The sequence below is a fragment of the Paenibacillus sp. SAF-068 genome (genome assembly GCF_051967555.1).
Lineage (GTDB): Bacteria > Bacillota > Bacilli > Paenibacillales > Paenibacillaceae > Paenibacillus.
The window spans coordinates 1,565,071-1,577,020 of sequence record NZ_JBQCJX010000001.1 but is presented as its reverse complement, the minus strand read 5'-3'; the positions used below and the strand labels follow the sequence as shown (position 1 = coordinate 1,577,020).

Annotated in this window: 13 protein-coding genes; 3 read left to right on the top strand and 10 right to left on the bottom strand. The window is 43.5% G+C overall.

The genetic code is table 11. The features are described from left to right. Positions 1-51: 51 nt before the first annotated feature. Genes ACTHPG_RS07095 through ACTHPG_RS07085 form a run of 3 tightly spaced genes read left to right on the top strand, consistent with a single transcriptional unit; the run spans position 52 to position 4,416 of the window. On the top strand, positions 52-1,863 hold the full coding sequence (locus ACTHPG_RS07095) for a cache domain-containing sensor histidine kinase (protein ID WP_440388410.1): 1,812 nt from the start codon (positions 52-54) through the stop codon (positions 1,861-1,863). Further along, the gene (locus ACTHPG_RS07090) at positions 1,860-3,458 is read left to right on the top strand and encodes a response regulator (protein ID WP_440388409.1); all 1,599 of its coding nucleotides are present in this window, start codon (positions 1,860-1,862) and stop codon (positions 3,456-3,458) included. Before ACTHPG_RS07095 ends, ACTHPG_RS07090 begins: the two co-directional genes overlap by 4 nt. Continuing rightward, the gene (locus ACTHPG_RS07085) at positions 3,451-4,416 is read left to right on the top strand and encodes a sugar ABC transporter substrate-binding protein (RefSeq protein ID WP_440388407.1); all 966 of its coding nucleotides are present in this window, start codon (positions 3,451-3,453) and stop codon (positions 4,414-4,416) included. Before ACTHPG_RS07090 ends, ACTHPG_RS07085 begins: the two co-directional genes overlap by 8 nt. A 452-nt stretch (positions 4,417-4,868) precedes the next feature. Here the strand turns inward: ACTHPG_RS07085 and ACTHPG_RS07080 are convergent, their stop codons facing one another. From ACTHPG_RS07080 to ACTHPG_RS07035, 10 genes are all read right to left on the bottom strand, one after another. After that, the gene (locus ACTHPG_RS07080; protein WP_440388406.1) at positions 4,869-5,393 is read right to left on the bottom strand and encodes a GNAT family N-acetyltransferase; all 525 of its coding nucleotides are present in this window, start codon (positions 5,391-5,393) and stop codon (positions 4,869-4,871) included. Between the two features lie 72 nt (positions 5,394-5,465). Continuing rightward, entirely contained in the window at positions 5,466-5,912 is a 447-nt protein-coding gene (locus ACTHPG_RS07075; RefSeq protein WP_440388405.1) for a GNAT family N-acetyltransferase, read from the bottom strand. Positions 5,913-6,092: 180 nt separating this feature from the next. Next, complete coding sequence (locus tag ACTHPG_RS07070) at positions 6,093-7,031, bottom strand: hypothetical protein (protein ID WP_440388404.1); 939 nt, start codon at positions 7,029-7,031, stop codon at positions 6,093-6,095. Positions 7,032-7,121: 90 nt separating this feature from the next. Beyond that, positions 7,122-7,946 carry a methyltransferase domain-containing protein gene (locus ACTHPG_RS07065; RefSeq protein ID WP_440388403.1) on the bottom strand — a complete coding sequence of 275 codons (825 nt, stop codon included), beginning with the start codon at positions 7,944-7,946 and terminating at the stop codon, positions 7,122-7,124. Then, positions 7,943-8,551, bottom strand: coding sequence for an HAD-IA family hydrolase (locus ACTHPG_RS07060; RefSeq protein WP_440388402.1), 609 nt, complete (start codon positions 8,549-8,551; stop codon positions 7,943-7,945). The genes ACTHPG_RS07065 and ACTHPG_RS07060 overlap by 4 nt, the downstream gene beginning before the upstream one ends. A 48-nt stretch (positions 8,552-8,599) precedes the next feature. Continuing rightward, positions 8,600-9,535, bottom strand: a complete 936-nt coding sequence (locus ACTHPG_RS07055) for an acetamidase/formamidase family protein (RefSeq protein ID WP_440388401.1) — start codon at positions 9,533-9,535, stop codon at positions 8,600-8,602. 86 nt (positions 9,536-9,621) lie between these two features. Then, positions 9,622-10,101: a DinB family protein gene (locus ACTHPG_RS07050; protein WP_440388400.1), complete on the bottom strand. Its 480-nt coding sequence runs from the start codon at positions 10,099-10,101 to the stop codon at positions 9,622-9,624. 89 nt (positions 10,102-10,190) lie between these two features. Further along, positions 10,191-10,718 carry a phosphotransferase-like protein gene (locus ACTHPG_RS07045; protein ID WP_440388399.1) on the bottom strand — a complete coding sequence of 176 codons (528 nt, stop codon included), beginning with the start codon at positions 10,716-10,718 and terminating at the stop codon, positions 10,191-10,193. 53 nt (positions 10,719-10,771) lie between these two features. After that, positions 10,772-11,254 (bottom strand): DinB family protein, encoded by a 483-nt coding sequence (locus tag ACTHPG_RS07040; RefSeq protein ID WP_440388398.1) that lies wholly within the window; start codon positions 11,252-11,254, stop codon positions 10,772-10,774. 30 nt (positions 11,255-11,284) lie between these two features. Further along, a complete protein-coding gene (locus tag ACTHPG_RS07035; protein WP_440388397.1) occupies positions 11,285-11,941 on the bottom strand; it encodes a hypothetical protein in 657 nt (218 codons plus the stop codon). Positions 11,942-11,950 lie beyond the last annotated feature (9 nt).

Sequence of the window (11,950 nt, the reverse complement as noted above, 5' to 3'; positions counted from 1 at the left end):
CGTGTTATACTAATGGTACATTTATGATCCCTTCAGATGGAGTGGAATACATTGAAACTCATTCAGTGGATTACTTCAAGCCTCAGGCTTAAATTACTCAGCATGTTTATCATCCTCAGTTCAGTACCACTGATCGTGGTTGGATTGATTTCTTACCACAAATCCTATACGGTCGTATCGAATCATAACAAGGCCTCGACACAACTGGTTGCTGACCAGCTTGCCAGGAACATCGACATCTTGTTTGAAGATACGGAAAGGCTGCTCGAACTGGGCAAGAACCCGCAAGTGCTTCAATACCTGTATTCTCAATCGGAGTCTTATCCGGAAGCCAAATCCATCCTACAGACCTACAATCTTTACCGGGAGACCTACAAGTATGACAAGGTACTTAATATCTCGTTCGTGAATTTTTATGGAAAAGGCATAAGTGAACGAAAAGGCGTATTCAAGCTCGAACGGAATCCGCTGCGTAACCCGTACTTCAAATATCTGATACAGTATCCGGATGCCATTCTGCGCATCCCTCATTCTGCAACCTATGCCGAATACAACAGGCTGGATGGTTTTGCTTACCCTAAACAGAATGCGCTTTCAATTATAACCACTGTCAAAGAGCGAATTACGCATGAGGTCATCGGGTTTATCGTGATTGATTTGAATGATTCGTTCATTGATGATTTTTTGACGAGTACCCCCATTAAGGATTCCGGTTTTTTCTACATTAGTGATCAACACGGAAATACACTCTTCAAGCCGGATGCCACCCCGGCATCCATAACCATGATGGATCAGATCCGATCCGTCCCTTTACATCTACAACACGACAGCTTTATCCTGTCTGCAGGATCCAAGCCCCAGTTTATTGTATACAGCACCTCCAAACAGACCGGATGGAAAATGATCGGGGTAGCTCCTTATCAGGAAATCATTGCAGAGGCCAATAGCATTCGCCAATTGATTATTATCACGGTTTTGTTAAGCGCCTTCTTTGCGATATCGTTATATTTTTTCCTGAATAATCGACTGATTCTTCCCATTCAAATTCTCATGAACAAGATGCGTAAAGCTGCAAACGGTTACTTGGAAGCCAAAGTCACACCACACGGCTCGGACGAAATTGCTGATCTTGGCAAAAGCTTCAATGTGATGCTGGATAAGCTCAAAATGCTAATCGAAAAGAGCATTCGAGAGAATGAACAGGTGAAAATAGCTGAACTACGTACGCTGCAAGCTCAGATCAACCCTCACTTCCTCTATAACACGTTGGAATCCATTCTATGGATGGCTGAAGCAGAGAAAAAAGAAAATGTAATCAAACTTGTGCAGGCCCTATCGAAGTTCTTTCGTTTGAGTCTGAACAAAGGATTCGACTGGGTGTCCATTCAAACCGAGCTCGAGCATGCGCGCAGTTACTTGGTCATTCAACAGATGAGGTACCACGACATTCTCACCTACGAGATCAGCGTTGACCGTGAGCTTCAGGATTATCCCATTTTGAAAATGACCTTGCAGCCGTTAATTGAAAACGCGCTCTACCATGGGATCAAAAACAAACGTGGTCAAGGGCGCATATCCATACACGGATATATGGAGGACAATAGCATCATTCTCACCGTACAAGACAACGGAATCGGCATGTCTGCAGATCGATTGGCACAATTACGTGAAGAGCTGGAGAAGCCGGCAGGTTCCCGTTCACCCCAAGATGACGATCAGGAAGGCGGGTTCGGTCTGCTCAATGTACATCACCGGATTCGGCTCTATTTCGGACCTGCTTATGGCGTTGAAATGGATAGTACGTATATGGAAGGAAGCACATTTATGATTCGTATCCCCAGAAGCAAGGAGGTTAACCGATGAAAAAGGTGATGATCGTGGATGACGAAATTGGAATTCGGGAGAATATACGCAGCTGCATTGATTGGGAAAAGGAAGGTTTTCACTATTGCGGGGATGCACCTGACGGTGAGCTTGCGTTACCTTTAATTCAAGAATGGGCACCGGATATTCTGATTACGGATATCAAAATGCCATTTATGAACGGATTGGAACTGACCTCCATCGTTCGCACTCAACAACCTGACATCAAAATCATTATCATGAGCGGTCATGATGAATTCAGCTATGCCCAGGAGGCCATCCGGCTTGGTGTGACCGAGTACTGTCTAAAGCCCATTAGCGCAGCAGAGCTAATCCAAATGCTTCAAAAAGTCAGCAAACAAATGGATGAAGAACACCAACGCATGACAAGCCGGACGATCACCAAAGAAAAACTGCTGGCCGATCTGTGCGGAGGACTCATCGGTACAACCGATGCGATTGAATCAGCCAAACAACTCTCACTTCCTCTCTCTGCCAGATATTATACCATTATCATTATCGACGTCCGATTAACCGAGCTTTCCCCGGACCCGGAATCCCTGATGAAGAAGCTTCTTCCTATACTGGAGGATACTCGTGATCCCCACGTAGAACTTCTTCCTTATATTCGAAGCCGGACGGAGCTCGTGCTTTTGCTCAAATATAATTCCGATGACAGCATATCCGTATATCTGGAGCAGCTTCGCGGGCGGGTTCGTACGGAACTTGAGCATACGTTCAAATGTAATCTGATTCTGGGCATTGGCAGCCAACAGGAGCGTCTGCAAGGAATTCATATCTCGTATCTGGAAGCGGAGGAGGATAAATATATTGCCCGGCTCACTCTTCAGAATAGAGCTTCTCTACGTGAAATCAACCTGGATGAGCACACAACTCTTTTTCTCGACAGGAATTCATTTCTTGAATTTCTCAAACTAGGCAGCCCCAATCTGCGGGACTCTTTTGTGCAGGAGTTTGCCACTCCATTACAGTCTCTCGACTGGAAGTCCTCATCGTATGGCTTCTATCTGTTGAATGATCTTACGCTGGAGTCCTTTCGGCTCGCAAATCAGCTGTTCCGCATGAGTGACCATTCGGATGAGAACATCACTTCCCTGCAACAGACGATCCGGAAGATTACATGCTGGGAGGAATGTACCCAATATCTATGTTCCCTGCTTAACCTGTTATGGGAGAGAAGAGCAGCCTGCTCCGGTAAATACAGTGATGTCATCGATCAGGTGAAAGCCTATGTATCCCGTGAATACAATAATGAACAGGTTTCGTTGAAGATGATCTCTTCACATGTCCGAATCAGTCCAAGTCATCTAAGCAAGATTTTCAGTCAGGAAACCGGTCAAACGATAACGGAGTATCTAACCCAGATTCGAATCGGCAAAGCCAAGGAGCTGCTGAAAACAACCAACAACAAAACCTTTGAAATTGCTTACAAAGTTGGTTACAACGACTCTCACTATTTTTCCAATATATTCAAGAAGACCACAGGTTTTACGCCAAGAGAATACCGAACTCAAGGAACCGAGGAATCGCAGGCCAGACCATCAGATTTAAGAAAAGAGCCCATGTATGAATAAAGCCAGATTTGCACTTTTACTCACACTAATACTGCTGTTCCCGATGATCCTTTCATCCGGCTCGGCACACATTCGTCCACAGCAAATGGCTGCAACACTTCCTGCAACTCCATCCGTAGAGAAATCTGCAGCGAGCAAAACTTTCGGTATTATATATCCAATGACGTATCCCACGTATGAGATGATTACGAAGGATGCAACGGAATATGCAGGGAAACACAATATCACGTTAATTGTAACCGCACCTGATGAAGCCAATACCGAACAGCAAATTCGTATCATGGAGAATATGATCAAACAGCATGTGGACGGGATAGCTATATCGCCTGTGGATGCTGCTGCACTTACCCCCGTTATTGATGCAGCCCAAGCTGCGGGTATTCCCGTCATTACTTTTGAGTCAGATATCCCATCCAGTCATCGAATCGCTTATGTGGGCGCCGATAACTATCGCACTGGCCAACAGTTTGCGATGACGACTACACGACTTCTGCATAATCAAGGCATGATTCTAGTCGAGAATGGCTTGGAGGAGATGCAAGGTTTGCAGCAGCGGCTTAATGGATTCATTGACTATATCCGCAGTGAAACAGACATCGAAATCTTGGAGGTTCGTTATCATCAAGGGAATGAAGATCGAGCCATGTCCGATATGGAAAACATGATTCAAGCACACCCTCACTTCAATGCAATTATCGGGCTTGATTTTGTTTCTGTCTCTGCCTCTACCCTGATCTGGAAAGCAAAAGGCCTCAACCGGCATTTAATCGCGTTCGGTGACAGCCCGACCAGTGAGAGCGGATTACTAAATGGTCAATTATCTGCCGTTATTTCGCAGAATGAAGGAGTTTGGGGTGCCAAAATGATGGAGACCTTGTTACTCGCAAGCGACGGTGTGCCCGTGAAGGAATTTATTGATACGGGGATCATTGTAATCAATCAGGAAGGAAGTAAATAAGGTGCTGCCCTCTTGTCATGAAAATGACAGGAGGACAGCACCTTTTAAATTTTCGTACACGTAGTTATTACATCCGTTCATCGAAGTGTTTCTCAAGAAAGATGAACTTTTTCTGAGAGTTGCTCCTATCTACTCTTTACGTTTAAGCTTCATAATGAGCCTATCCAGAATGAACCCCAATCCTCCCCAAAAAATCAAATGGAACAGGTATATCAATGGCCTGAACAAAAAAGTCGTCTCTGGATTCGTATTTATTTTGGTCAACCAGTTATTCAGGAACAAATTTATAGGACTTGTTAGAAAAATCAGAATATTCTTATCATCGTTTCCTGATAAATTAATGAAACATACGATTAGCGAGAAAATGACAAACCAAAAAGTCAGCTTTTTCACTATGTTCAGCATGACGAGTGGGTGAACCTCCTCTCAAGTGTATGACCCCTTTTGAGAAGCTATTTTTTCCATTCGTCTTCCAGAATGCTCATCTCGATAAGATTCCAGAAGGTATCTTCATATCGTCTCGCATCACGAATAAGCCCTTCTTGTACAAAACCCGCTTTTTCATAACATCGGATGGCCGAGGTATTAAAATCAAATACGCCCAGGCTGATCCGGTGTAACTTCTCCTCTTCAAATCCAATTCGAAGTGCCTCATCGATCATTTTCTTCCCATAGCCTTTACCCTGAAATGGCTTACCAAGAAGCACCTTACCGATACGCCCTGAACGATTATATCGATCGATGCCTCCCAGAGCAATATGGCCCACAATCTCCTGAGTCGTTTCATCCATCACTTTATAAATGAACTTATTCGAAGAGTTCTTATCATTCGCACCCTGCAAATAATCAGATAACTGTTCCTTGGAAAGTGGATATTGAAAGCCAGGCCCAGCCCATTGGAGCAGAAACGCTTCATCTCCACTCCATTCGATTAGTTGATCAAAATCTTCCGGTTTAAAGTATTGGAATGTAATCATGTTGATCTGCCCTTTCTTTTTATGTCATATCATAACTTATTTCAGTTCTCTTGTGTCGCGTAAGATTTGGCTCTACTTGCATCTCAGAAGCCGAACGACTTCGCCATCGATCAATCCCTCACTTACGCTGTGAAACCCAAGTGATTCATACAGATTACCAGCAATACTATTTTCCGGTCTGTGTCCAATCATGATACATTTGCATTTTAGCGATTCTCGCATTAGATCAATTAACTTCCTAAGTGCTTCTCTTCCATAACCTCTACCCTGATATTTAGTATCTACCATTAGAGCAAGAAGCCAGTAGTTATCCTCATGATCCGGCTGATCGGAGTACACAGCAAAACCAACCAGATCTGAATCGAAATAGATGGCCATGGGTTGAAAATCGGTCATGACCTTGCATTCAGCAATCCAATATACAACCGGCGCGGGAAAACTTTTTTTCTGTTCTTCAGTTACATTCAGTTGGGTACATGCATACCAATTATCCACCGACACACCTTTTAGATGAATCATACTTTGAAATTCCTCCTCGTGAAAAATACACAGAGGAATCCCTCGAACCCTTCCTTGAGTCCTCTGCGCTAGACAAAAACACCTCCCGCAACTTCGTTTCTTCTACTCATAATCGAATTGTTTCTCATATCACATCACTCCTTTCACGTTGTTGTGCAAACCTTTTGCGACCTCAATCCCTCATGCTAAACCTTTGATCTCTGATAGATCAGGAGTATGTTTGACAAGGTCAGCTATTTCATAAGATGTATTAGCCGCTAATGCAGCTTTAACTGCCGCAGCCCCTCTTGTCTTCCAGATCGAATATATCCACTTTGAAAAACCATATGCATTCATGTGGTGACCACGTTCCTGTATCTGCATGAACAATTTCATACTTTCCTCATACCTTTTGATATCCGATAAAATACAGGCCAAATTGTTCAACGCAATGTTGATATCTCTCTCCGAATTTCTGGAGACATTAATATCCTGCCAGCTACCAACCACTTCATCTCTTCTTGAAATGGGCAGTGCTCCATCATTGATTTCATCAATCCAGTCCATCGTTTCGTTCACAAGAGCTTCGACTCTGACAACGTCCCCGGCATGATACAGATAGGTCAGACGCTGTTTGTTATATGTAATTCGGGCAAAAAGAATATTGGACCATGTCTCATCTTCTTGTATGAGCTGGTTCATATTTTCAAGCACACTGTCCATCTCACTGTATCTCTCCAAAACCCAAAGCGAACCCCCCAAAGCCCGATGGCTCTCGAATCGAACACCTCGGTTGGTATCCAACTTCGGGGCATGATTACAAGCATATCGGTACCAATCCATCCAATAATCAAAGTAGTTCCCCAGAGATAATGACAACGCTTGTGTCGAATCCGAAACGATCCAGTGTAACTGCTCGGGGGCAAGGTTTTCTTTCCCCCATTCGAAGAATGTCCGGTGATTTGCATAAAGCGGTTCAGGCTCTCTTAACAAGGCATAGCCATCGGAAACATTCCAGAAGACCCAACCTCGTTCATTGACAGATAGCTTGGTGGATTGTTCGTAGTTTTTCAGTAACTCAATCATACTCCGATGATCTCCTTGCACTACAGTTTCCTGGAAAGCTTGAGCGATATTCATTCCCATCCTCCGTCTCTTAGGAAGCTTAGTCTGTCATAGACAGTGTCCGAGCACCGAGCAAGTAAAGCTTATTTCAAACGTACACAGTTCTTACAAGGGCTTCGTACCGCAAGCTGTAATGAAATTCATCATGGCATAGGCTTCCGGCGAATGATTTATCGCATCAGAGGCTTGTTGCAGCTGAGCAAACTCCTCTGAACTGATCACACCTTTTTCAGCAAAATGCACAAAGCGATTCAGATTAAACTGCTGCTTAAACCCTTCTATGCCTAACAGATCACTATGTTGAAGGACAGAATCAATGTCAACATCGATGTATCCGCTCTCAGAAAGGAGACGTGGCAGACTTCTGCCAATGATGCGATTACCGCCGTGTTGTGCCACATAGTCCGAAATTTTCATTAATACCGTATGCAATGCAGGAACGTCAGGATTCACAGCTCCAAAAACGCCGTCATCCACATCAATAATGGCAAGACGACCGCCGGGCTTAAGCACACGATATATCTCTTTTGCAGCTTCATCTGGATTGTTCAAGTGAAGAAAAATAAGTCTTGCCACGACAAAATCAAAAGAATCATCCGGCAGTTCGATCTGGTAGATGGAAGACTCTACAAATTTTAATCGGTTGGAAGGAACAGCTTTCAGCCGTTCTTTGGCTTGTGCTTGCAGTGAACGATCAATCTCAAGCGAGGTAAGCTCGCTGTCAGGCAAACTATTCAATAATTCCTCTGTAATGTAACCTGGTCCGCTTCCGACCTCCAATACTCGCATGCCATTTTTCAAACCATACCATTCCAGATTTCGAAACTCTTTGGGCCACCCCATTAATGCCTGCATCTTTAACCTCTCTAATTCCTCTTGTAAACTTAACACTGCTGTTTGGATACTGTATGTTGAACGCAAGTCACTCATTTTTTATTCCTCCTGTCTGCAATGGAATGTATTCGGTGCTCAACTTCATTAACCCAATCTCCTTCCTCGTCAGCCAGTAAAGTCTTCCAACCGAGTAGCTTAGCAGAATGTAAATTCTTCTCTTGATCATCTATAAATAGAACCTCTTCTCCAGCTGCCAGGAAGGTTTCAACCCGTTGGTATATTTCAATCTCCGGTTTGCATAAACCCACTTGATTAGAGATGGTTACACTTTTGGTAAATGAGCTTAAACGGCTCAGATTTGGCTCAATCCATTCCTTGCAATGATTGCTGAGTAGATGGATATCGGCGGATTCACTCCATCGCTCAAGGTATTGAGCTGCTGGTAAGGAAACAATTGAATTGGTTAAGATGTCCTTCGCTCGGCTTATTGATAATTCGGGATACATCTCCTTCAGCGATTGCCAAAATTCTTCTTCCCTCATCATTCCTGTCCAGAGCTGTCTTTTAATTCCGGTAAAATGCACTTTCAAAGATTCTGCCGATAGGTTGGTTTCCTGAATCATATCTTTCCAGCACGTCAACGACATATTACTTAGCAAAACACCTGCGATATCTAAAACGATCTGTGGTCTGCCTTTCATTTTATCGACCCCCAAATTCATCAAATACGACCCATACCAGACTTCAAGTTACTTAAAAGCATCATGTGGAAGGACTGCATGCACACCCTTCACGCCATTTACAATTTGGGTGATACGCAGATCAATTACCGCACTTCCAAGTGCAATCGCTTCCACGCGCTGCAAGCCGTATAACTCCCCCATCAGAGTGAGCATCCCGTCTAATGCTTGAACGGTAGCCTCATTCAGATCTTCATGAAAACCGAAGGTAAGCCAGCCGGATGGCGTATGTGCACGAGGATTGGTCAGAACCATATCATCAATCACGTTGATCGTAATATCCACAACCTCCATTGCACATTCAATGGCCTGACAACTGACTTCACCATCTCCCTGACGTGCATGACCATCACCAATCGCGAGATAACCACCGTCTACAGGAATAGGTAAGTATAATTTACTTCCCTGCACCAGTTCCTTGCAGTCGATGTTCCCTCCACAATAACGTGGCGGCCAAGTCGTATGAATTCCTCCAGCTTCAGGTGGCATTCCCACTACACCCATGAACGGAGAGAGAGATACCGTGAAGGGTTTCCCGTTTATTTCACAGGTTCCACTCATCGTGTGGCGATCAAGTGTCCAGTTCAGCGACAGTTCTTCAACCTCTGTTAGATGTAACTTCTGATTCTGCCAGTTCGGATATCCCCCAGCGGAAGTAAATCCATAACTCCCGGGCACGATTTCATTGAAAACGATCTCCAATGTCTGTCCTTGCTTCGCCTCTTCAATATAGATCGGACCGATTAATGCATGACCTCCATCTTTTTCACCTTGTCGATCAAAAGGTTTCCTGCGTTCCGCATAACTCACACCCGTCCCCCAGCCCGCATCCAGCGTCTGAAAACGAATGGAGTCACCAGATTTCACGCTCAACATGGGAGTTACCTCATTGGTAAATGACCCAATCAGACTTTCTTGAGTTAGTTCAATCGTATGAGTACTCACTACAATCCCTCCCTGGTTTAAGATACGTATTATATTCAAAGCAAGCCACATGCTGCATCCCATGCTGCCTCTACAGGCTAAATCCTTTATGCTTCGAGGTTGGCAAGGTATTTCTTCAATGGTTCCATATGATGCTGATCATGCCATATAAAATCTTTCAGGTATTGAGGAATATAAAATACGTTACCCTCTGCGTCCAAATACGTCTGATGAAGTTGCTCTTCCGGTAGCCCTCGAATATCATTCATAATTTTATGGCGGTACGTGATAGCCTTATTTACAATTTCCGACGTCTCTGTGCGGGAACCATACTCAATAGCTTTGCGATTAAACTCTTCAAAATTGATATGTTTCAACGTAACTGCCTGCTTCAAAGCAATCTTCTCAATCGCTTCTTTGTAAAAATATCGATCCCATAACATGATGTGACTTACGATTGATTTTATCGTCCATTTCCCTTCTTCCATACTGGAATTCCAAATCTTCTCTTCGAGATGAGTCATCGTCTTGACAAACATCGCCCATTCTTCAAAAGTTTGAAGCAAATATTCAATCTCTTTGGTCATGATTACACCCGCCCTTCTCCAAATAGTCAAGAAGCTGGAACACCATGCTCATGAATGTCCAGCTTCGCAATATCATCTTTACATATTTATCAATGGTTCTTGATGGGCTCGAACAGCGCTGTGATAATCATCTCGGCACATTCCTCAGGTGTATGCACACTCGTATCCACCGAGTAACTATACTGAATGTCGGAAGCCATGATTTGATGCTGCTCATCCGATTGCTCTTCTCTGCGATCCCCACGTTCGATGTTCCGCTGACGGTAGATATCGAGGGGGCAATATAACTCAATGATATCCAGTGGATACCCTTCAAAAATTTTTTTGACTTGTTCATAATGCGGCGCAAGCTCCGGTCTTTCCACAAGTATGCCATCGATCAGAACATGCTTGCCATGGTCTGAGAATACTTTTGCCGTATGATACATCATTACAATTGCTTCACTCAGATACTTCCAGTAATCCGTCTGAAGATGTTTATCACCGATCGTATTTTCAAATAAATCATTGGCCACAACATAGAAAAACGGATCATCGTATGATTGCATCGCCTCTACAATTGAAGTTTTACCTGAGCTGGTTACCCCGTTCAAAAATATAATTTTACCTTTTTCCATGATGTTCATCTTCCTTTGCTTAAGTAAATTTTATAAACGCAATACAGCGTGTACTACGTGTGTTTCATTGATTTTTTGAGCAGCATGATCTGGCCAATATGATAAGCATTATGAATACATAGATTGGATACAACTCCCCACCATGGCGCGTTGAAATAGGAAGGGATTTCACGGGTCAGTTTATGTTCTTGACTATCTTCAAGTGCCCTGTTCCAATCACTAAAAACGGTTTTCAGTCTATGTAGTGTCTTGCGCCACTCCACATCGTTCAGGTTAGACGGATCTATGTCAAATGTATCCTCATTATTCACTGAATGCAGCCCGTCGACCTGTTCGGCAATATATCTCTCAAGCCACCTCTCATTCCAGAAAATAAGATGATTGACGATCGCCCAAATGGAATGCTCTCCCTCATTCTTTACATAAGCGGCTTCCGCAGCATTAAGGTCTGTCAACATATCATGAAGCGGTGTAAACCAGCTCTGATCATGATAACAGGCATTTAATTGATCTATGAGAATAGCTTTGTAACTCATCGTTGCACCTCACTCAAAATAATATAAAATTTATCCGTTCATTGAATTCGTAATTTCCATCACAAGATCTTCTGACATATTTCTGCCAATGATCTCGTATTGCAGTGCCTTCCCATGCACATCCTCTTCGATCCATACCAATTGGGAAGTTTCGTTATTGAAAATATAAAATGCTTCGACGCCACGTAAGGCTACCTGTTTAACCTTAGTACCATCATGATCAGGCAATGCGATCCGGCTTTTTGTTGTCCCGAAAATGTTAAGTTTATAACCACCGTATTCTTTATACGTGATGCTGATGCCCACAACCTTCTTATTGGGCTTCAGGTCTCGTATCACTATATTTCTGCCTAACCTGTTACTTTCTTCAATCATTTCATCGATTTCTTGCGGAGTTAGATTATCGAATCCATAAAATACATGAATGGCATCGATATCAGAATCGATCGGAAATTTCGGTTGCCATGGAGAATAAAGTTTCTGCAATTGTTCCAACCCGTCTTCCCATGGAATGGCTGCATAATTGGTCTGTTGTGTGAATTGGTTCTCTGTAGCATCTGCGGTATAAATCGCCTTCCCCTCACCAGGCTTTAAGTCAATGACGATCCGGTCAATCGCACGATCTGTGCGTAAGGATTCAATTTGAATTTTTCCAAGCACATCTCCGCTTTTGTTTTTGATATCCATTGGTCTTTC

What these genes read in the sequence shown, in the direction of transcription:
- ACTHPG_RS07050 (WP_440388400.1), bottom strand. Translation starts at nt 10,101, where the DNA reads ATGACCAAAGAGATTGAATATTTGCTTCAAACTTTTGAAGAATGGGCG.
- ACTHPG_RS07075 (WP_440388405.1), bottom strand. Translation starts at nt 5,912, where the DNA reads ATGATTCATCTAAAAGGTGTGTCGGTGGATAATTGGTATGCATGTACC.
- ACTHPG_RS07035 (WP_440388397.1), bottom strand. Translation starts at nt 11,941, where the DNA reads ATGGATATCAAAAACAAAAGCGGAGATGTGCTTGGAAAAATTCAAATT.
- ACTHPG_RS07045 (WP_440388399.1), bottom strand. Translation starts at nt 10,718, where the DNA reads ATGGAAAAAGGTAAAATTATATTTTTGAACGGGGTAACCAGCTCAGGT.
- ACTHPG_RS07040 (WP_440388398.1), bottom strand. Translation starts at nt 11,254, where the DNA reads ATGAGTTACAAAGCTATTCTCATAGATCAATTAAATGCCTGTTATCAT.
- ACTHPG_RS07080 (WP_440388406.1), bottom strand. Translation starts at nt 5,393, where the DNA reads ATGATTACATTCCAATACTTTAAACCGGAAGATTTTGATCAACTAATC.
- ACTHPG_RS07085 (WP_440388407.1), top strand. Translation starts at nt 3,451, where the DNA reads ATGAATAAAGCCAGATTTGCACTTTTACTCACACTAATACTGCTGTTC.
- ACTHPG_RS07070 (WP_440388404.1), bottom strand. Translation starts at nt 7,031, where the DNA reads ATGAATATCGCTCAAGCTTTCCAGGAAACTGTAGTGCAAGGAGATCAT.
- ACTHPG_RS07065 (WP_440388403.1), bottom strand. Translation starts at nt 7,946, where the DNA reads ATGAGTGACTTGCGTTCAACATACAGTATCCAAACAGCAGTGTTAAGT.
- ACTHPG_RS07060 (WP_440388402.1), bottom strand. Translation starts at nt 8,551, where the DNA reads ATGAAAGGCAGACCACAGATCGTTTTAGATATCGCAGGTGTTTTGCTA.
- ACTHPG_RS07090 (WP_440388409.1), top strand. Translation starts at nt 1,860, where the DNA reads ATGAAAAAGGTGATGATCGTGGATGACGAAATTGGAATTCGGGAGAAT.